Source organism: Priestia sp. VA7 (genome assembly GCF_055710015.1).
In genome coordinates this window covers 697,611-717,109 of the sequence record NZ_JBVQPN010000004.1, presented here as the reverse complement: position 1 = coordinate 717,109, position 19,499 = coordinate 697,611, and the positions used below count along the sequence as shown (strand labels likewise).

Genomic DNA, 19,499 nt, shown 5'->3' with positions numbered 1-19,499 from the left:
TTTTATGGCTTCCTCAAAAAAATATTCTTTTAAACAAATAAAAAAGCTAGGAATATCTTTCCTTTTTCATAAATACCCGTTGTATGACATTCTTTAAACACCAGGTTCTAAGAGAATCTTTTCATAAAAAAAGCAGCACGCTTTGTATAGCGTGCTGCTTTTTTTATTATAAAGTTACGTGTTCTTTTTCTAATTCTTTAACACGTGCTGCAAACTCTTCTTCTGTTAAACCGTGTTCTTTTACATAGCGGTTACGAGGGCTCACTCGGCATTCATGTGAACAAGCGCGTAAATATTTGTGTTCATTTTCTTCAGAAGCTAAGATTTTCTTATTGCATTCTGGATTTGCACAGTTAACATAACGTTCACAAGGTTCGCCGGTAAAGTGGTCTTTTCCGACAATCACATGCTCTTTTTGGTTAACTGGTACGCTGATGCGCTCATCAAATACATAGCACTGACCGTCCCATAGTTCACCTTGTACTTCAGGATCTTTTCCGTATGTTACAATACCTCCGTGAAGCTGGCTTACATCTTCGAAACCTTCTTCAAGAAGCCATCCAGAGAATTTTTCACAGCGAATACCGCCTGTGCAGTAAGTTAAGATTTTTTTATCTTCAAACTGATCTTTGTTGTCGCGAATCCATTCAGGAAGCTCACGGAAGTTTCGAATATCCGGACGAACAGCTCCTCGGAAATGACCTAAATCGTATTCATAATCGTTTCGTGCATCAATTACGACCGTATTCTCATCTTGCATCGCTTGATAAAATTCTTTTGGGCTTAAGTAATTACCCGTTACGCGAAGAGGATTCACATCATCTTCTAATCGAAGAGTTACTAATTCTTTGCGGTGACGCACGTGCATTTTTTTGAACGCATGTTCATCTGCTTCGTCTATTTTAAATACAATACCTTCAAAACGAGGATCATTTTTCATCGTTTCCATGTATTTATCTGTTTGTTCAACTGTCCCTGATACCGTTCCATTGATCCCTTCAGCCGCAATTAAAATGCGTCCTTTTAATTCAAGCTCTTTACAAAATGCCAAGTGCTCAGCTGTGAACTCTTCAGGATTTTCAATTGGAGTGTACAAATAATATAGTAGTACTTGATATGGTTTTCTTTCAGTCATGTTGCTTCTTCCACCTATCTGTTTATATTTGCAAGATATAATGCATGTAGGTCGGTTATTGTGAACCGAATTGATGGTAACAATTCATTACTTAAAGGTACATTACGACAAAAACAACATCCTTTTTATGAGGATGCTTCTATCTAAAAAGTATTACAGTGAATGATTGTTTCAAAAACATACAGTATTTAAGCCTGTAATAGTATAACATATCAAAGCGTCCACTTCTAGGGTTTGTTCTTCAATAAAAATTTTATTGACGCGATACGTTCTACATGAATGTGCCCGCGCATACATGATGAGATATAAATCTTTGAGATTGGGGGCAAAAATAATGCCTTTTTATACATTAAAAGACGGTGCAACTTTGTACTATGAACAACAAGGGGAAGGAACACCTATTATTTTCATTCACGGAGTTTGGATGAGCAGTCGTTTTTTCCATAACCAGCTTTCTTTTTTTTCAAAACAGTATCAAACTATTCTTTTGGATTTAAGAGGACATGGAAATTCAAGTCATACTCCATACGGCCATACAATTTCCACTTATGCTCGTGATGTGCATGAGTTTATAACCACTCATCAATTAAAAGACGTCATATTAGTAGGCTGGTCGATGGGTGCTTTTGTTGTGTGGGAATATTTGAAACAATTTGGTCAAGAAAATGTAAAAGGAAATATTATTGTAGATGAAATGGCTTCAGATTTTAAATGGCCCGACTTTCCGATCGGTGCATTTGATTTACCTGCGCTTATTTCGCTCATGCAGGGTATTCAGCTTGATCGAAAAAGTACATTAGAAAATTTTATTCCGCTTATGTTTAAGGATGAATTAACTGAAGAAGATAAACATTGGATTATGAAAGAAGGAACGAAAATGCCTGAGTCGATAGCCAGTGCTATTTTGTTTGATCAATCCATTGTGGACTATCGAGATTTTCTCCCGTTTATTGCAATCCCTACCTTGCTGTGCTTTGGAAAAGAAGAAAAGCTCATTCCGGTAGCAGCTGGAAGACAGATTCAAAAGCTGGTTTCAGGTTCTGTACTTGAAGTTTTTGAGAACAGCTGCCACTGCCCTTTTCTGGAAGAAAGCGATCGATTTAACAAAGTTGTGAGCAACTTTATCGAACATATCTAATTTACAAACTTAAAGAAGCAGCGCTTTAGCTACGCTGCTTCTTTAAATGAAACCTTTTATGCCTTTATGTATTGCTTTAGGGTAATAAAATCTCGCGTCCGTCATAGGCAAAGCTTACGTTTTCATCTGAAAGCATCTCGGCGTGCTTTTGGATATCAATATCATGTGATAAATGAGTAAATACCATGTTTTTGGCCTGTAGCTTCGTTTTGATCTCCATTGCCTCTGTCACGTCATATACGGATCTTTTTTCTTTTTGAAGATATTCTTTCCAGAAAGATGTACCAAATATCAGTAAATCTAAGTGGTAAAAGGGCTGCCACTGTTCTTTTGTCACATTAAAAGAATCGGATACATACGCCCAGCGTTCGCCTTGTTTTTGATGAACCACAATGCCGTAGGAATGACCGTTAAATCCGTGATTTACTTTATGAAACGTAATGGTTGTTTCTCCACTATCCCATTTTAACGTTCCTTTAAAGGTAAGCCCTTTTCTTTTTGCGAGATAAGGAAATCTTTCGATTAACTCGCTGATGACTTCAGGCGCTCCTACGACTTCTGTATTTACATTATTCCAATAGCATAAGTCTGCTAAATCTCCTAAACCAGCCACATGGTCATTGTGAGGATGAGTAATAAAAACGGTAGAAGGGATTTTTTTGTTATTGTACAAGTGAAATTGATGTTTAAAATCAGGTGATACGTCAATCAAAAACACGTTACCGTCCATTGTAAACTGTGCACTAGGCCTTGTGCGCTGATTTAATTGATCTTTTTGTGTACATACTTTACAGTCACATAATAATCGAGGCACTCCTTGAGCATCGCTCGTCCCATAAAATAAAAGCTTGTTCATTGCTCTGTCTCCCCCTTTTTTTCTTCTAAAGGTCTATCTTTTTATTTCAAGAAATGTCCTATGTTGTTCTGCATCGTTCTTTTATTTGTCCTTCTAGAATAAAACCAGCTTTTATGTAAAACAGCCAGTCTTTTTAACGACTGGCTTTGCTATATTCCCTATAAAAAAACGTTTTTATGCTTTTTCTATTGATTTCTTTCTTCATCTCTTTCAACAATATGCTGAAGAATAGATAATTTGTTCGTCCAAAATTGCTCGTAGTAAGAAAGCCAATCTTGTACTTCTTTTAAAGGCTCTGGTTGAAGACAATACACTTTTTCTCTGCCTTTTTTCTGTCCATGGACTAAGTCTGCTTCTGAAAGTATATGAAGATGCTTGACAATAGCGGTACGGCTTATTGAAAAATGAGACGTTATTTCTGATATAGGCAATTCTTTTTCAGAAAGCAGCTCAAGTACTTTTCTTCGAGTAGGATCAGCAATGGCTTGAAAGATATCATGCTTGGCAGCTGATGAAGTCATTTAGTTTTCAACAACCTTTCGAAGTTTTTCATTTACGAGACTAATCCACCCGTAGCTCATTCTATCTCGTACCACTGAACTCTTTTCGTTTGCTTTTTCAAGAAGTGTTTCAGCTTCTTTCCACCCGCTATGAATAAGCGTAAATTCAGTTTGATTACCCATTTCTTTTAAGGTAAACGAAACGACCCATCCATCCGTATCCCAAGAGAAAGAAAGATAGTTTGGTGCATCTATTTCTAATACTTTACACGGAGATGGGCCAAAAGGCGATTGCAAATGAAATTCATATCCTACCTGAGGCTGAAAATCATTAGGCATGAACCATTGTTGGAGCCCTTCTGCGCTTGCTACTTTATCCCAAACTTTTTGAATCGGCGCGTTAAATATTATCGTCTGTTTTACATCTTCTACTACACTTTTATCATTCATCGTTATCTTCATTCTCCTTTTTAAAAAATAACACCAAAAAGTTTTATATAAAAACAATATAACACCTTTTGGTTTCATGTCAATTCATTTCCGTTCTTTAATAAAGAGATTTGTTATGATGCTGAATGAGTGCATTTTGTTATATTTCAAATATATCTTTTAAACGATGCTTCGTCCGCTTTGTGCCAATGCATAATGAATGCCATGTTGCAATGTTTGAAAACAATCATATTTCGATAAATCAATATGGGTCTTTGATATAACTAAGCCTAAGTCGGCAGAAATTCCTACTAAAATTGTTTTCGTACCAATCAGGGACGCTGCTGCACCTAATTTTTCAATAAGACTGGCCGTATATTCAGTAAGTTCTTTATCCAATCCGGTTAAATCCAGCACAAGATAATTAGCCTGGTGTTTTGGGAGGTTATTTAATGTATTGACAATCAAATCTTCCGTTCGATCCTCGTCGTATTTGCCAATCAAAGGAACGACGACTATACCTTCCAAAACCGGAATAATAGGAGAAGAAAGCTTTTTAATAAGATCTTTTAACTCTGCTGTTTTTTCTGCTACAATGTTTTGCAAATGTTCTATTTTCTGCGCTTCTTTTCTTCTCGCTAATTGATGAATATTTTGAGTGATATCAATGTTAGATGGGAAGTATTCTACTGTGGTGCATTCATGTCCTTCTATTTGATGTTGAATCACCTTGTACCAAATATTTGTGCCAAATAGTCCTGTAAAAATCCCTGCATAATGGGCCGGAAGAAAATTTCCTCCCTTTGTTTTCTTTTGCGCAACGTTAATTTTATGTTCCCAACTGTCTTTTAATTCAGCAGATAGAGTTTTACTTTCAGGATTTAAATATTTGATAGTGGTTTTTCCCCATCCAGCCGAAGCGTATGTATTGGTAATTAACTCAGCCGCTTCAAAAACCGTTACGCCTTTCATATTTTGAAAGTACTCTCCTACTACTAATCCCTGTCGAAAACCAGTGGTTTCCAGTACTACAGAAGCTGCCTCTTCTCCAGATATTTCTTCGATTGTGTCAAACAATGTTTTCATCGCAGAAGTAATCCAAAAAAGGATCGCATCTTCTCCCTCAAAGCTAAATTGGCCTTTTTCTAAATCCCAAGCAAAACTAAGACCACCTATATCAATATTCTTTTTTTCACCCATGGCGGAATCTCCTTTTATTAAAGTTTTTACCTTCTATTTTATCTTATGTTGAAGAAGCTGGTAATAAAAATTGTTGCATATTTTCTATTGCTTGTCTAACCATTACCCATGTTTTCAATTAATAGAAAAGAAAGGTGAATGCTATAGAACTTTGAATTCGCCAACTTTTCTTTCTTTTGTATCAAACATACATGATAAAAAGGAAGAAAAGCAAATTGTAATATAACATCACATTACGTTATAATATAATTATATTCAAAAGCAAGTATTTAGGAAAGAGGAGGAAAAAGATGAAGCTAAATACTCATAGCTCTACGCCTTTATATATGCAGTTAAAACAGGCTATTACAGAAGATATTAATAAAGGAGTTTATACTCCGGGTGAAAAACTTCCAATTGAAACGGATTTGTGCGATATATACGGAGTAAGTCGGATTACGGTAAGAAAAGCCGTATTAGATTTAGTAGAAGAAGGCCTTCTGATACGTCAGCAAGGAAAAGGAACCTTTGTTCAATATCCAAAAGCTAAGAGAGAGCTGTTTGCCGTTAATGGGCATACAGAGTATATGTCGGAATTAGGGAAAGTACCGCAGACTAAAATTTTGTCTTTTGGTATAAAACCTGTAAAAGCTCATGTGGCAAAGATGTTATCAATCCCTCCAGAAAGTGAAGTCCTTGAACTGCAGCGCATCCTGTATTATGACGACCAGCCTCTTACCTTAGAAATTTCTCACTACTCCTTAGAATTGTTACCACACTTAGATCAGCACGTCCATAATTCAGTTTCAATGTACGATACTATAAAAAATAAGTACAATATTACTCCGGTTCATAATAAAAAATTATTGAACATGGTATTTGCAAACGTGGATGAAGCAAAACATTTAGAATGTGAAGTCGGAGAGCCGCTGTTTAAAGTGGAAAAAGTGGCGTATGATGCACAAAAAAGACCGATTCATTCATCTTTTCTACACTACCCTGCGAATCGCGTTACGTTCACTATAGACAGTTCTAATTCTTAATAAAATAGCGCCTTGCTTTAAAAGCAAAGGCGCTATTTTATTCATTTTAAAACTATCGCACAGTCTGTATGATATTCTTTTCCATATCCAAATGCTCCGTAATTCTGACAAGTTTGTGATGCCACCAATGATCCATTATGGAGGGCTTTGGCTATGTTTTTTTCTGGTAGATAAGAAGAAAGAAAACCAGCTATAAAAGAATCTCCAGCCCCAAGCGTATCCACTACATTTGTAGGAATTATAGGCTGTTTAAATAACTGATTTTCGACTGATAATAAAGCTCCCTCTTCTCCTCTTGTCACGCATACGACACTGGTTCCTAACAGGTGTACTCGCTTTATTAAATTCATACACTCTTCTTCTGGCAGGCTGCTTCCTGAGAAAAATGCATAGCTGATATATGGACATACTTGCTGTAAATATTCTTCATCGTATCTTGTAGAAAAATCAAAGGAAATATCAATGATTTTATGTAGCAGCGGAAGGTCAGATTCTAAATGACTAAAAACGCTCGTATGAAGAAGATCGTGCTGGCGAATATAGGTTAAATCCGATTCATTCAGCATTAGTTTTAACCTAGATTGAACGCCCCCTTTATTTGATCCTACAAAAACTCGATCACCTTGTTCATCAAGTGTTACAATCGCCATTCCATTCTCTCCTACTGCTCTTCTTACTCTGCTAATATCCATCTTTTCTTGCTGCAGAGTATTTACTACATGCTCTGCCGATTCGTCATTCCCCACGATTCCCATATAGGAAGACTGATGATTGCTCAATCTATTATAAAATACGGCCACATTTAGCGCGTTGCCGCCTGGATAGATCTTTCCTTGATCTTTATAGTAATCTACTACATTATCCCCTACTCCAATTAGTTTCATCTGCTTGTCCTCCTATTATTTAACACTTCCGTTAGCAATGCCACGGATAAAATATTTTTGCATAAATAAAAACAACATAACAATCGGTGCTGCTGAAATGGTCAGTCCAGCTAGTAATACCCCCCAATCTGTTTGCAAAGCGTCTCTAAATTGCATTAATCCTGCTGGGATTGTACGTAAACTGTCATCGTCGATAAAGATAATGGCAAACATAAATTCATTCCATGTGTAGTAAGCTTTCAAAATTGTCGTTGTTAATAAAATGGGCGTGCTCATTGGAATAAAAATTCGAAATAAAATCCCTAAGCTCGTACATCCATCTAACCGAGCTGCTTCCTCCAGTTCTTTTGGAATCGAAAGAAAATAAGCTCGAATTAACAAAATGGTTAAAGGAATTCGATAAGCAACATAAGGGAGAATCAGTGCCAAGTGTGTATTATAGATTCCAAGTTTTTGAATAATGCTATACAAAGGGATTAAACTTACCTGAGGAGAAAGCATAAGTCCTCCGAGACATATAATGAGGACAAAAGCTTTTCCTTGAAACTCAAAGCGTGATAGTCCATAAGCTCCTAACGCACTGACCAGGACCGTCAAAAAACAAGACGCGCCCGTGACGATCACACTGTTTAAAAAGTAAGAAGATATTCCACTTTTCCACGCTGTCACATAATTTTCAATTAGCCAAGTATGCGGCATAGACCAGCTGTGAGTAAAGATTTCCTCTGTGCTTTTAAAAGAACTTATAATCATCCAAAGCAAAGGATACGCAATGACGATAAAATAGACAATCAATCCGACATATACTATCGTTACACCTGTGTACCTCTTCTTTTTTCTTTCTTTAGTGGCTGTATTGACAACATTAGGTAAGGTGACATTTGTTTTAGGCATCTGCATCAAGCGTCTTCCTTTCCTGTTTTAAATGCTTTCATTTGAATAAGAGAAATCAACAGCGTAATAATTAAAATGACAGTAGCAATTGAGGAAGCATAGCCCATCATATCTTTCGAAAAGGCTGTTTTGTATAAATACGTACTTAGCACTTCAGATGATGTACCCGGTCCGCCTCCAGTTAAAATATAAGGTTCATTAAATACTGTAAAAGCACCAGTGAGCGTTAAAATAACAGCCACAAATGTCATTTCTTTTGTTTGCGGTACAGTAATATGAAAGAACATTTTAAATTTATTAGCGCCGTCTATTTCAGCTGCTTCATACAATTCAGGTGAGATTTTTTGTATCGCTACAATATACAGCATGGCAATATAGCCGATAGACTGCCACTGAGATACAGCAATAACTGCATAAATAGCCGTATTACTATCTCCTAGCCAAGGTTTTGCCAATGAGTCTAATCCGATCATTTTGAGCATTTGATTTAAAAGCCCCACTTCAGGATTGTAAAAAAAAGTAAACAATAAGGCGATAACGGTCATCGAAACGACTACTGGTAAAAAATAAACCGTTCGAAAAAAAGGAGAAAACCTTCGAATAAGTTTATCTTCTAAAACGGCAGCCACAATTAGACCGCCTCCTACTTGAAAAATAATTGAAATGACCGCATAAAGAATATTATTTTTGAGTGCCTGATAAAAGACAGGGTCTTTAAATAAGTGCACATAATTATCTATTCCTACAAAAACTTTGTCTGGTGAAAATGTGCTCCACTCATAAAGACTATCCCAAATATTCTGAAAAATAGGGATGTACACAAGTAGTAAAAAAGCAAAAGCAGGAAGAAGATATAAATAAGGGGTTAGCTTATTGCGTTTTAACATCGCTTTTTCACTTCCTTACTTTTTAGATTCAGCACGAACACTCGCTGCAGCTTTTTGCACATCTTTCATTACTTCTTTAGGTGTTTTATCACCATTTAGCATAAGCTGAGCCCCTGTTAAATAAGCATCTGCAATTCGAGCATCGATTGCCATATCAAACCATGGAGCCATCTCTTTGGCTTGTAAAATATTATCTACTGCTTCTAATTGCTCCGGTGTTGAATTACTGCTGTTAGCTGTATCATTTACTGCACTGTATTTCCCTACTTCTTTTACTAGCTTTTCACCCATTTGTTTTGATGTTAAAAATTCAAGAAATTCCATCGCTTCTTTTGGATGCTTTGTTTTAGAAGAAATCATAAACCCTTCAGGTGATCCAGTTAAATTAGTAGCATTTCCTTTTCCATCCTCTAATTTAGGAAAATTAAACATGCCAATCTTAAATTTCGTTGGACCGAAAAGCTTAATTTCAGCGGTTTCAGCATAAAACATAGCTGCTTTTCCATTTGAAAATTGTTGTCTTGCATATTCATGATCAATCGAATTTGTATTTTTATTAAAGTAAGGAACTAATTCTTCTAATTTTTCTAGAGCTTTTACATAGCCTTTATCCGTGAATGTCCCAGTTTTTGAATTATAGTCTTTTGAAAGAACGTCAGGCTTTACCATGCGCTGATTTAAGGTTCCTACGTAGTGAGAAATGGTCCACGTATCCTGGCTTCCAAATTCTAAAGCTGTATAATGCTTCTTTTTTAACACGCTTAAAACATTTAGTAGCTCGTTCCAGTTTGTAGGCGCTTTTAATCCTAATTTATCGAAGATATCTTTGTTGTAAAAAAACATTTTCCCGTCCATTGTGACAGGAACACCGTAAATTTTCTTATTAACGGTATATGGTTTAATTTGAGACTGAACAAGCTTGGAAGACCACGCTGAATCCTTCTTATAATAAGAGGTTAAATCTAAGGCTTTGTTTCCTCTGACAAATTGTCTAGCAAACTCATCGCTCCAAGAAAAGTACACATCAGGAGGGGTATTAGTACCTGTCATAACTTTAATTTTGTCTTTATACGAATCGTTTAACACCGCTTCTGTTTTAATATCAATATCAGGGTGCTGTTTTTCAAATTCTTTTACAACTTCTTCAAAGTAGCTTTTTTCAGGTTCTTTTGGCCATCTGTGAAAGAATGTTAACGTTGTCTTTCCTGTATCTGAGTCTGAAGACGTTTGTTTTCCCGCACACCCCCCGAGCATTAAAGAACAACTTAAAAGTGAGGCTAAGATTAAATTTGTCTTTTTCATATAGAAACCCCCTTATTGTAAGTGCTTTCATATATAAGTTATACTATAATGTTTTATAACATTATAGTATAACTCGTAAGGAAAATATACAGATTTCTATCTTTATTAGGGATTGTTATTAATATTCTACTTTCCACATGTAGCGTCTTTTACTTAAAGGATGATTGCGTGCTTCGGCTAATTCTTCGGCATACTGACGCAGTACACGATTTAATACAAGAGGAGCGATATACCCTTGCACATCTTTATCAATTCCTTCGAAGTCATATGCTTTTGCATCTAGAACAGTTAATTTCTTTCCATATCGTTTAGAGAATGATAAGGCGCGTTCTTCTAAAGGTCTCGTTTCATCTAGTCCAGCTAGGATGATAAACGGTACGTTTTCATCAATAATTTCGAATGGACCGTGGAAATACTCTCCAGCGTGAATAGCGTGAGAATGAATCCACTGCATTTCCATCAAGATACAGATGCTGAATGAATAGGCTGCTCCATAGTTCGAGCCGCTGGCCATTGTATAAATAACCGGTTCAGACTTATGGGATTCAGCAAATTTTCTTGCGTTGCTCGCTTCGTATTCTAAAGCTTTTTCATAAACAGACTGTAGATTTTCTAAGCTAGTAACTAACTTTGCAAATTTATCATTTTTTTCTGCTACGTATAAGAGACCAAATACAAGCTGATATAAAACGCCTAAGTTTGTTTCAAAAGCATCGATGTCATTGCCCCACTCATACTTAATAAAAATATCTGCGCTGTGTGCTAAAGGTGAAGTAGGTTCATTTGTTAAGGCTACAGCATAAGCGCCTTTGCTTTTAGCGAACTTAGCTGCTTCTGTAGTCTCAGGAGTTGTTCCTGACATAGAACATAAAATAACTAAGGAGTCTTTTCCTAGCTGCTGCGGATTGCGGTGGATAAATTCGTTCGAGCTATACAAATCGGATGTAATATGTTGAGCTTCTCGATCTAGTACATACTTAGCTGGATACATGATCGCAGAAGATCCTCCACATGCGACGAAAAACACATTACGAATTTGCTTGCTTTTTAATTCGTTTAATACGGCTTGCACATCACTTTTTACATTCACTGCTGTTCTGCTCATTTTCCCCACTCCTCAAATAAAATATGATATACAACATTATGTAATGTTATATATTGTTATATTAAACTGCAAACGTTAACTAGTCAATACATTTATCAGAATATTTAACTTTTTTATCTAGATTTGTAGAAATGCGCTCTTCTGTTTCTCCATCAAAAAAATGCACGTAGGTTAAATTCAACGAAAAATCGCCTTTGTCCCCTGCTTCAAACTCACATAAAAGAGGCACTCGGGCCACAAACGTTTGCTTTTCTAAACTAGCATATAAAATTGTTTCAGCACCTAGTACCTCTATCATATCTAGTGTCGTAGTGAAGCAAAACTCATTGTTCAACTCTCTCTTACTATCCTCTTTATGATATACAATGTGTTCAGGACGCGCACCCATTATGACCTCTTTCTCATTATGACCTTGAGAATGTAAAGCGTGTATTAGAAAATCAGGAAGCTGTATTTTAGTTTCGCCCATTATAAAATAAGTGCCTTGGAGATACCCCCGAAAAAAATTCATTGCGGGCGATCCAATAAAACTGCCTACAAATACATTCCTAGGATGTCTATAAATATCTTGAGGAGTTCCAATCTGTTGAATAATCCCGTCTTTCATAACAACTAGGCGAGTAGCCATTGTCATAGCTTCCACTTGATCATGCGTCACATAGATTGTTGTTGTTTGCAGCCTTTGATGCAGTTTAATAATCTCAGCACGCATCTGTACTCGCAGCTTCGCATCCAAATTAGATAATGGTTCATCCATTAAGAAAACTTTTGCTTCCCGAACAATAGCACGACCTAAAGCAACTCGCTGACGCTGCCCTCCGGATAAAGCTTTTGGCTTTCTATCTAAATATGTTTCTAGACCTAATGTTTTGGCTGCTTCATTTACCCGTCTATCAATTTCGTCTTTCTTTATTTTTTTTAACTTCAAACCAAATGCCATATTTTCTCGAACAGTCATATGAGGGTAAAGAGCATAATTTTGAAAGACCATAGCAATGTCACGATCTTTTGGAGCTACTTCGTTCATATGATCTCCATCAATGTAAAAATCACCTTTTGAAATCGTTTCTAGACCTGCAATCATTCGCAGCGTAGTAGATTTACCACAGCCTGAAGGTCCAACAAATACAACAAATTCTTTCTCTCCAATCTGAAGGTTAAAATCATTTACGGCGATATTTTTTTTATCATATATTTTATATACTTTATCTAAATGTAACATTGTCATCTCGCCTCAGCTCCTTATATTTAAAGTTTGAGATACATGATTGCAAGTTACGCGTCTCTTTTTCCTTAATCCTTAATTCTTTCCTCCTTTTTATTTAAATTGTTAACTTGAGACATTAAAGTAACTTAATAACTATACTAATCGAATCTAGTTAGACAGAAAATAAATATGTAAAGGTTGCTAACACAAAACATACAAGCAACCGTTCACCTTCAAAAAAATAAAAACCTTCTCTAAAATAAGAAGGTTTCACATCATAATCTGCATAGAGACTGCCTTTGCCTTATTTCTGAAGATTTTATTACATATCTTCTTTGCCTTGACAGCTTGGACACTCATAAACATGCACAAAATAAAGTCCAATATGGTGGAATCGTTTACCTAAGCAATCTGGACATGTTCCTGCTTCTCGCATTTGTTCCCGTCGTTTGTCTCGCTGATTAGCTAAGAAATTTACAAATTTCATAAAAAAACCTCCCTCATGTTTTTGACTATAGGTTTTCCTGATGGTAGGTCTTTTATTCGACTAGGTGTATTTATAACAGCACCTGCTTGATTGTGCTTTTAAACTATACTCACGTTTTCCAATCATACAAAAAGGATAGATAGAGCAGTCTTATGACGCTCATCTATCCTTCATTTTTACCCTATATAATGTTTAATGCTATACAGGCGTATCACTATTTCCTAACAGATATCTAATTTTTGATACAGCTATCATATACAAATTATTCTTCTACTTTGTGTTTTTCTTTTTTCCGAAGAAACGGCCACCAATTTCCTTCTCCAAGCGTTACAACAATCGCTGGCATAAGAAGCGGAAGAATGACAAGGCCATAAAGTAAAAGACCAATAATAACAACCGTTGCTACATGAACAAGTGTTAATACACCCGATGGCATCATAGCCCCAAACGTTCCAGCTAAGATAATAGCAGCAGTAATAATAACCGATCCCATCTTACTCATGGACGTAACCATCCCTTCTGCTACGCCGCTTTTTACTTCTTCGTTAAAACGGTCTAACAAGAAAATAGAATAGTCAATTCCAAGGGCAACTAAAATAACAAAACTAAAGAATGGCACAGCCCAGCTGATTCCGTCATTCCCCATTATATCCACGAATAGAAGCTCTGAGATCCCCATTGCTGTATAATACGTAAGCAGCAGTGAAGCAATCATGTATACAGGCATGATCATTGAACGGAATAAAATGGTCAGCACAATAAACAATCCAATCATCATAATAACCATTGTGCGTGAAAGATCCGTTGTAGATAAATCTTTTAAATCCGCATTTGAGCTCGATACCCCTCCGTACACAATTTCTGTATCCTCAAACGGCGTATCAACGACTTCGCTTGCCACCGCTTTTTCAATATTTTTTACGGTTGAAATGGCTTCTTCAGAATATGGATTTTGATCGAGCACTACACTGAGCTTAACTCCTTTTCCATCTGCAAAAGAATAGTTATCGATGGATTGTTTAAACCCTTTATCTTTCATCACTTCTGCTGGAAGGTAAATACCCGTATCTCTAACTGTTGAGCTGTCACTCATGTTATCAAGCATATCTGTTGCTTTTGTTAAGCCATCTGAGATCTTCGTCAGTCCGTCATTCGCACTGTTAACGCCTTTTGCTAACTGGTTGATACTGTCTGATAACGTTCCAACTTGACCTTGCTGAGCTGAAAGATTCTTATTTGCTTGTTGGAGACCGGTTTGAATGGTAGTAAGCTGTTTACTGATTGCAACAAGCTGCGGAACCGCTTGCTGCACATTTCCTGTTGTAGAGAGCTGAGTGCTGATGAGCTGCAGCTGTTGATTAATTTGAGCTAATCCATCTGCAGCAGGTGCAAGCGACCCGCCAGATTTCTCTTTAGAAGCAGAACCCGTTTGGTCAGCTATTTGATTTAGCCCTTTTTCAACATCACTTAATCCTTTTTGTACATCTCCGATTCCTTTAACAGCATCTTTGATTCCGTCTGATACAGAGCCTAGCTGTGAATTAACATATAAATCATCAATCTTTTCTCCGGTAGGCTGTGTGATAGTCATAACAGAATCCACGTGATCCACTTTTTCAATTGCTTTGCTTATATTTCCTAAATAAGGAATAACATCCGCCTTTGTTAACTCTTTATCTCCTTTAATAATAACATTGACAGGAAACGCTTTTCCTTCTCCCAGTGCATCACTGATAGCATTTAGTCCTTTTATAGATTTATAATCACTGCTTATTTCAGCAGTAGAATCAAACGATACTTTTGAGTCGTACGTTACAATAAAAGGCACGGTAATAATCGCTGTAATGACTAAAAACACGAACGGTCGCGCCACTGCCTTTTTTCCTAAAAAGCCCCACAGCTTATTATCACTATGAGAAGCCACTTTTTTAGACGGCCAAAATAATTTTTCTCCAAGCGTAACCATAAAAAGTGGAAGCAGAGTAAATAAAATGACTAGCAGTACACCTACGCCCACTGCTACCCCGACAGCCGACTGGAAAATGGCAAACTTGGCAAATCCAATGGCTGCAAACCCAATAAATACGGCAATTCCGCTGATAAATAGCGTTCTTCCTGCTGTACGATAAGCCGTGATCGTGGCCTTTGCTTTATCATGTCCGTTTGCCAATTCTTCACGGAAACGGTTAAGTAAAAGAATGCAGTAATCCGTACCAATTCCAAACAAAATAGCTACTAAGAACGTTTGCGTGAACGTTGAGATTGGAAAATCGACATTTTTAACTAAAATCCCTAGTAACGATTGACTGATTAAGTATGTGATTCCCACAATTAAAATAGGAATAAACGGCGTCACGACTGAACGGAAAACGAGTAAAAGCAAACCTAAAATCAAAAAGATAGTAATAAACTCGGTTTTCTTTAACCCTTCTTCTGAACTGTGTGCAAAATCCTGATTAATAAGAGACGCACCTGTTACATATGCCGTAGTGTCTTTTGGCACGCTATCATAAATCTGATTCGCTATTTTTTCAACTTTTTCATCCGATCCACTGACAGTAACCGGAACTAAAACGGTTTTTTGGTCTTTAGACATTAATTGATTACGAACATCTTGATCATCTGTTAAAGGCGTTGTGACATCTTTTACACCTTTAATTTTCTCTGTCTTATCAATGATTTTCTGTATTTGTTTCTCACTATCTTTATCTAATGCGTTATCTAACTTGATAACCATGCTAATGGTATTACTATCTTCTCCAGCATTTTTTAGAATTTGGCTAGCTCTAGATGAAACCGCATCGTCGGGAAGCTGAGACTGTCCTTTTTCACTTGCGAGCTTTGTTAAATTTGGTGACGTTAGCAACAATATAACCGTTAAAGCTAAAATAAAGGCCGCAATCACCCACTTAAATTTCACAATAAATTTCATTTTTTGCTTTCCCCTTTTATAGTTAACTTTTCTTTTGCCATTGTAAGAATTTCAATAAATGTATCTATTTTTTCTTCTTCTACATCATCAAACAAATTCTCAATGATACTAAAACACGCGGCATTTCCGTCATTTATTACCTTTTCTCCTTCAGCCGTAATCTTAATAAGCTTAGAACGTTTATCGCTCTCTAGTTCGTTAGTGTCCCACTCCACAAGCCCTTTTTCGAGCAGTTTTTTAATTCGATTTGAAATGGCACTTTTATGAACACCTTGCAAGACAGCAAGACTGCCTGGTGAAGATGGACCTTTAATCATTAAACTATTTAACAAATCAAACTGCTGCCTAGAGACATGTTCGAAGAGGTTATGGCTAAGCTCTCTGTGAATTACTTCTGTTCCCACAAACAGCACTTCTTCAAAAAGTTCTACAGCTTGATATAACTTGCTTTTCGCCACTTCTTTCCCTCCTTTGCTCATTTAGTTTATAGGTATAAACTATTCAACTTTAAAAATAGTTTATAGGACTAAACTTTATTCTGTCAATAAATTTATGTCTGACTGTCTTCATATATGATAAAGATAAATAGAAATCCCGAAAGATACCGCTTACATCAGCTTTTTTGGTTGTCAAAGCTCCATCACTTAAGTATTATTAGTAATTGACTTCTTTTCAAGGAGATATAAATTTTATACACAGAAAGGGTGATCACACATGAATACAATGCATGCTAATGAGCAGGTCAGTAAGAAAGATTCCTTTCCAATTGCTCTCATCTCATTGACTCTTGGAGCTTTTGCCATTGGAATGACGGAATTTGTTATTATGGGGATACTGCCTAACGTTGCGGAAGACCTTCATGTTAGCATTTCGACTGCTGGACAGCTAATTACAAGCTATGCTTTAGGAGTAGCAATCGGCGCGCCAATTTTAACTATTTTTACTCATCGACTTCCTCAAAAGCTTCTGCTTTGTTTACTTATGCTTTTGTTTATTCTCGGAAATGCAATTGCTATTGTTGCACCCAGCTATGGAATTTTAATGGGAGCTCGTTTAGTTACGGCATTATGTCACGGTACTTTCTTTGGAGTAGGCGCTGTTATTGCTTCACGGCTCGTACAACCTCATAAACGTGCAAGTGCTGTCGCAACGATGATGGCAGGTTTAACCATTGCAAATATCATCGGCGTTCCTGTGGGAACATTCATTGGGCAACACTTAGGCTGGAGAGCTTCGTTTGGAGCTATTACGATCATGGGGATTATTGCATTTATTGGTATTATTCTGTTTATCCCAAAGCTTGGTCAAGACAAATTAACGGGTCTAAAACAGCAGTTTGCTGCTTTTACTCAACCAAAACTTCTTGTGATGCTTCTTTTAAGCGCAATAGGATGCGGCAGTTTATTTACTGTATTTACGTACATTACACCGCTTCTTGAAGACGTTACAGGAGTAAGTGAACATAGCGTTACGTGGATACTTGTATTATATGGATGCGGCGTTACGCTTGGAAACGTTGTTGGAGGCAAGCTTGCAGACTGGAAGCTAATGCCTTCGGTTGTAGGTATATTTGCTTTTCTTTGTATTGTGCTGACTATTTTTACGTTTACTGTTAAAAGCCCAACAGCAGCTATTATCACGCTGTTTTTCTGGGGAGCAGCAGCATTTGCTGTAATGCCTGGTATTCAAGTGAAAATTATGAACTTAGCACAGGAAGCACCTGCTTTAGCTTCTACTTCGAATCACTCGTTTGCTAACTTAGGAAATGCTTTTGGCGCCTTTTTCGGAGGCGTAATTATTAACCATATGGGACTTACTTCACTTCCTTGGGTTGGCGCCATTTTTGTAGGAACGGCTTTTATTATCAGCACTTGTCTTTTTATTGTGGAGACACGCAAAAAACATAGTGAACAATCGTTCTAACTGTCTAACAACCGAACAATAAGTAAAAAAGAGCCTTTCTTTGCTGAAAGGCTCTTTTTTTACTTTTAACTCACTTTTTTCATTTCTTTATTTGTTAATCGACTGTGTTTACGAGAATAACCGACATATACAACTATACCAAGCACAATCCATATGCTAAAATACAGCCATGTTGTTTTAGGAAGATTAATCATTAAAAATAAACAAGATAATACAGATAAAATTGGTAAAACAGGTACAAACGGCATTGTAAATCCACGTTTTAAAGTTGGGTGCGTTTTACGTAAGATGATAATGCTGACGCCCACCATGCCGAAAGTTAAAAGAGCTCCGATATTTGCTAAATTCGCAAGTTCTTTTAGATCAATAAATCCTGAAATTAACGCTCCGATAATCCCTACTAGCCAAGTAGAAAGAGTCGGAACTCCCGTTTTCTCATTTGTTTTAGCAAATGCTTTTGGCAGCAAGCCGTCGCGGCTCATTGAGAATAAAATGCGTGTTGCTGCATAAATGTAGGCGAAAATAACAGCCATGATTCCAATGACGGCTCCTGCAGCAATAACTCCTGCCACTGCATTTTGTCCTACTGAATGGAGAACATAGGCCATTGCTTCTGGAACATTCAATTCCTTGTACGAAACAACTCCAGTCATAACAAGGCATACTGCTACATAAATAATCGTGCAGATCACAAGTGAACTAATAATTCCAATGGGCAAATTGCGCTGCGGATTCTTTACTTCTTCTGCTGATGTAGATAAGGCATCAAAACCTAAGAAAGCAAAAAATACGGCCGCGCCCCCTGTCACAACACCTTCAATTCCATAAGGCATAAAAGGTGTCCAATTAGACGGTTTTACATAAAAAGCTCCTACAATAATAAAAAGAAGGATAATAAACAATTTAACAAGCACCATAAAGTTATTCACTTTTTTACTTTCTTTTGTTCCTCTTGAAAGCAGCCATGTAATAAGAAGCGTAATACAAATAGCAGGAAGGTTCACTAGACCTCCATTTGCAGGGATCGTAATCAATTCTTTTGGCAGTGAAAAACCAAAGCCTTCTAAAAAGTTGTTAAAATAAGAAGACCATCCGTTTGCTACTGCTGACATTGTTAACAAATAGACAGAAAGCAACGTCCATCCCATTAAGTGCGCTACCACTTCGCCGATGGTTGCATATGTATAGGTGTAAACGCTCCCAGATACAGGTATAGTTGAAGCAAATTCCGCATAGCACAGCGCTGCAAAACCGCATACAATAGAAGCCAATATAAAAGAAAAAATAACGGCTGGTCCAGCATCGTTAGCAGCTACTAAGCCTGTTAATACTAAAACCCCCGTTCCGATTACGGCTCCAATACCAAGAAGAGTCAAATCGAATGCTCCTAATGTTTTGACTAGAGATTTGTTTTGACTTTGTTCTAATAATTGCTCGATTGACTTCTTTTTAAATAGTTTTCCCATTGCACTCTCTCCTCTCTGTTGCCACTCATCCATTAAAAACTTGAAAATAACGTCTTTTCCCATTTGGCTGCGCGTTTTCACTTCAGATACAGAAGTAATTATATAGAAATAATTACTAACTTGTCTATTAGT

18 protein-coding genes are annotated in these 19,499 nt (G+C 36.9%); 3 read left to right on the top strand and 15 right to left on the bottom strand.

Annotated features, from left to right (window positions below):
• Positions 1 to 166: 166 nt before the first annotated feature.
• Positions 167 to 1,135 carry an oxygen-dependent tRNA uridine(34) hydroxylase TrhO gene (trhO, locus tag AC0C45_RS21470; protein WP_016764165.1) on the bottom strand — a complete coding sequence of 323 codons (969 nt, stop codon included), beginning with the start codon at positions 1,133 to 1,135 and terminating at the stop codon, positions 167 to 169.
• Positions 1,136 to 1,469: 334 nt separating this feature from the next.
• Between trhO and AC0C45_RS21465 the strand changes: the two genes are divergently transcribed.
• The gene (locus AC0C45_RS21465) at positions 1,470 to 2,273 is read left to right on the top strand and encodes an alpha/beta fold hydrolase (RefSeq protein ID WP_171777226.1); all 804 of its coding nucleotides are present in this window, start codon (positions 1,470 to 1,472) and stop codon (positions 2,271 to 2,273) included.
• Between the two features lie 76 nt (positions 2,274 to 2,349).
• Here AC0C45_RS21465 and AC0C45_RS21460 read toward each other — a convergent pair whose 3' ends face one another.
• The 4 genes from AC0C45_RS21460 to AC0C45_RS21445 form a co-directional block, all read right to left on the bottom strand.
• Entirely contained in the window at positions 2,350 to 3,129 is a 780-nt protein-coding gene (locus AC0C45_RS21460; protein ID WP_472928756.1) for an MBL fold metallo-hydrolase, read from the bottom strand.
• Positions 3,130 to 3,314: 185 nt separating this feature from the next.
• Positions 3,315 to 3,650 carry an ArsR/SmtB family transcription factor gene (locus AC0C45_RS21455; protein WP_016764163.1) on the bottom strand — a complete coding sequence of 112 codons (336 nt, stop codon included), beginning with the start codon at positions 3,648 to 3,650 and terminating at the stop codon, positions 3,315 to 3,317.
• Positions 3,651 to 4,079, bottom strand: coding sequence for an SRPBCC family protein (locus tag AC0C45_RS21450; RefSeq protein WP_016764162.1), 429 nt, complete (start codon positions 4,077 to 4,079; stop codon positions 3,651 to 3,653).
• Positions 4,080 to 4,238: 159 nt separating this feature from the next.
• The gene (locus AC0C45_RS21445; RefSeq protein ID WP_016764161.1) at positions 4,239 to 5,258 is read right to left on the bottom strand and encodes an STAS domain-containing protein; all 1,020 of its coding nucleotides are present in this window, start codon (positions 5,256 to 5,258) and stop codon (positions 4,239 to 4,241) included.
• A gap of 290 nt (positions 5,259 to 5,548) precedes the next feature.
• Here AC0C45_RS21445 and AC0C45_RS21440 point away from each other — a divergent pair, with 290 nt between their 5' ends.
• Positions 5,549 to 6,280: a GntR family transcriptional regulator gene (locus tag AC0C45_RS21440; protein WP_016764160.1), complete on the top strand. Its 732-nt coding sequence runs from the start codon at positions 5,549 to 5,551 to the stop codon at positions 6,278 to 6,280.
• A 41-nt stretch (positions 6,281 to 6,321) separates the two neighbouring features.
• Here AC0C45_RS21440 and AC0C45_RS21435 read toward each other — a convergent pair whose 3' ends face one another.
• The 9 genes from AC0C45_RS21435 to AC0C45_RS21395 form a co-directional block, all read right to left on the bottom strand.
• Entirely contained in the window at positions 6,322 to 7,164 is an 843-nt protein-coding gene (locus tag AC0C45_RS21435; RefSeq protein WP_016764159.1) for a fructoselysine 6-kinase, read from the bottom strand.
• A 15-nt stretch (positions 7,165 to 7,179) separates the two neighbouring features.
• A complete protein-coding gene (locus tag AC0C45_RS21430; protein WP_472928753.1) occupies positions 7,180 to 8,064 on the bottom strand; it encodes a carbohydrate ABC transporter permease in 885 nt (294 codons plus the stop codon).
• The gene (locus AC0C45_RS21425; RefSeq protein ID WP_016764157.1) at positions 8,064 to 8,945 is read right to left on the bottom strand and encodes a carbohydrate ABC transporter permease; all 882 of its coding nucleotides are present in this window, start codon (positions 8,943 to 8,945) and stop codon (positions 8,064 to 8,066) included. The genes AC0C45_RS21430 and AC0C45_RS21425 overlap by 1 nt, the downstream gene beginning before the upstream one ends.
• 15 nt (positions 8,946 to 8,960) lie before the next feature.
• Positions 8,961 to 10,247, bottom strand: coding sequence for an ABC transporter substrate-binding protein (locus tag AC0C45_RS21420; RefSeq protein ID WP_013083210.1), 1,287 nt, complete (start codon positions 10,245 to 10,247; stop codon positions 8,961 to 8,963).
• Between the two features lie 118 nt (positions 10,248 to 10,365).
• Positions 10,366 to 11,352, bottom strand: a complete 987-nt coding sequence (locus AC0C45_RS21415; protein WP_013083209.1) for an SIS domain-containing protein — start codon at positions 11,350 to 11,352, stop codon at positions 10,366 to 10,368.
• A 79-nt stretch (positions 11,353 to 11,431) separates the two neighbouring features.
• Entirely contained in the window at positions 11,432 to 12,580 is a 1,149-nt protein-coding gene (locus AC0C45_RS21410) for an ABC transporter ATP-binding protein (RefSeq protein ID WP_047932467.1), read from the bottom strand.
• Positions 12,581 to 12,881: 301 nt separating this feature from the next.
• Positions 12,882 to 13,046: a hypothetical protein gene (locus AC0C45_RS21405; RefSeq protein ID WP_016764155.1), complete on the bottom strand. Its 165-nt coding sequence runs from the start codon at positions 13,044 to 13,046 to the stop codon at positions 12,882 to 12,884.
• Positions 13,047 to 13,308: 262 nt separating this feature from the next.
• Positions 13,309 to 15,978, bottom strand: coding sequence for an MMPL family transporter (locus AC0C45_RS21400; RefSeq protein ID WP_047932468.1), 2,670 nt, complete (start codon positions 15,976 to 15,978; stop codon positions 13,309 to 13,311).
• Positions 15,975 to 16,436 carry a MarR family winged helix-turn-helix transcriptional regulator gene (locus tag AC0C45_RS21395; RefSeq protein WP_047932469.1) on the bottom strand — a complete coding sequence of 154 codons (462 nt, stop codon included), beginning with the start codon at positions 16,434 to 16,436 and terminating at the stop codon, positions 15,975 to 15,977. The genes AC0C45_RS21400 and AC0C45_RS21395 overlap by 4 nt, the downstream gene beginning before the upstream one ends.
• 256 nt (positions 16,437 to 16,692) lie before the next feature.
• On the opposite strand from AC0C45_RS21395, the gene AC0C45_RS21390 reads away from it, so the two are divergent.
• On the top strand, positions 16,693 to 17,901 hold the full coding sequence (locus AC0C45_RS21390) for an MFS transporter (protein WP_034652000.1): 1,209 nt from the start codon (positions 16,693 to 16,695) through the stop codon (positions 17,899 to 17,901).
• Between the two features lie 65 nt (positions 17,902 to 17,966).
• Here AC0C45_RS21390 and AC0C45_RS21385 read toward each other — a convergent pair whose 3' ends face one another.
• Entirely contained in the window at positions 17,967 to 19,367 is a 1,401-nt protein-coding gene (locus AC0C45_RS21385; RefSeq protein ID WP_034652003.1) for an amino acid permease, read from the bottom strand.
• Between the last annotated feature and the right edge of the window lie 132 nt (positions 19,368 to 19,499).

What these genes read in the sequence shown, in the direction of transcription:
- trhO (WP_016764165.1), bottom strand. Translation starts at nt 1,135, where the DNA reads ATGACTGAAAGAAAACCATATCAAGTACTACTATATTATTTGTACACT.
- AC0C45_RS21465 (WP_171777226.1), top strand. Translation starts at nt 1,470, where the DNA reads ATGCCTTTTTATACATTAAAAGACGGTGCAACTTTGTACTATGAACAA.
- AC0C45_RS21460 (WP_472928756.1), bottom strand. Translation starts at nt 3,129, where the DNA reads ATGAACAAGCTTTTATTTTATGGGACGAGCGATGCTCAAGGAGTGCCT.
- AC0C45_RS21455 (WP_016764163.1), bottom strand. Translation starts at nt 3,650, where the DNA reads ATGACTTCATCAGCTGCCAAGCATGATATCTTTCAAGCCATTGCTGAT.
- AC0C45_RS21450 (WP_016764162.1), bottom strand. Translation starts at nt 4,079, where the DNA reads ATGAATGATAAAAGTGTAGTAGAAGATGTAAAACAGACGATAATATTT.
- AC0C45_RS21445 (WP_016764161.1), bottom strand. Translation starts at nt 5,258, where the DNA reads ATGGGTGAAAAAAAGAATATTGATATAGGTGGTCTTAGTTTTGCTTGG.
- AC0C45_RS21440 (WP_016764160.1), top strand. Translation starts at nt 5,549, where the DNA reads ATGAAGCTAAATACTCATAGCTCTACGCCTTTATATATGCAGTTAAAA.
- AC0C45_RS21435 (WP_016764159.1), bottom strand. Translation starts at nt 7,164, where the DNA reads ATGAAACTAATTGGAGTAGGGGATAATGTAGTAGATTACTATAAAGAT.
- AC0C45_RS21430 (WP_472928753.1), bottom strand. Translation starts at nt 8,064, where the DNA reads ATGCAGATGCCTAAAACAAATGTCACCTTACCTAATGTTGTCAATACA.
- AC0C45_RS21425 (WP_016764157.1), bottom strand. Translation starts at nt 8,945, where the DNA reads ATGTTAAAACGCAATAAGCTAACCCCTTATTTATATCTTCTTCCTGCT.
- AC0C45_RS21420 (WP_013083210.1), bottom strand. Translation starts at nt 10,247, where the DNA reads ATGAAAAAGACAAATTTAATCTTAGCCTCACTTTTAAGTTGTTCTTTA.
- AC0C45_RS21415 (WP_013083209.1), bottom strand. Translation starts at nt 11,352, where the DNA reads ATGAGCAGAACAGCAGTGAATGTAAAAAGTGATGTGCAAGCCGTATTA.
- AC0C45_RS21410 (WP_047932467.1), bottom strand. Translation starts at nt 12,580, where the DNA reads ATGACAATGTTACATTTAGATAAAGTATATAAAATATATGATAAAAAA.
- AC0C45_RS21405 (WP_016764155.1), bottom strand. Translation starts at nt 13,046, where the DNA reads ATGAAATTTGTAAATTTCTTAGCTAATCAGCGAGACAAACGACGGGAA.
- AC0C45_RS21400 (WP_047932468.1), bottom strand. Translation starts at nt 15,978, where the DNA reads ATGAAATTTATTGTGAAATTTAAGTGGGTGATTGCGGCCTTTATTTTA.
- AC0C45_RS21390 (WP_034652000.1), top strand. Translation starts at nt 16,693, where the DNA reads ATGAATACAATGCATGCTAATGAGCAGGTCAGTAAGAAAGATTCCTTT.
- AC0C45_RS21385 (WP_034652003.1), bottom strand. Translation starts at nt 19,367, where the DNA reads ATGGGAAAACTATTTAAAAAGAAGTCAATCGAGCAATTATTAGAACAA.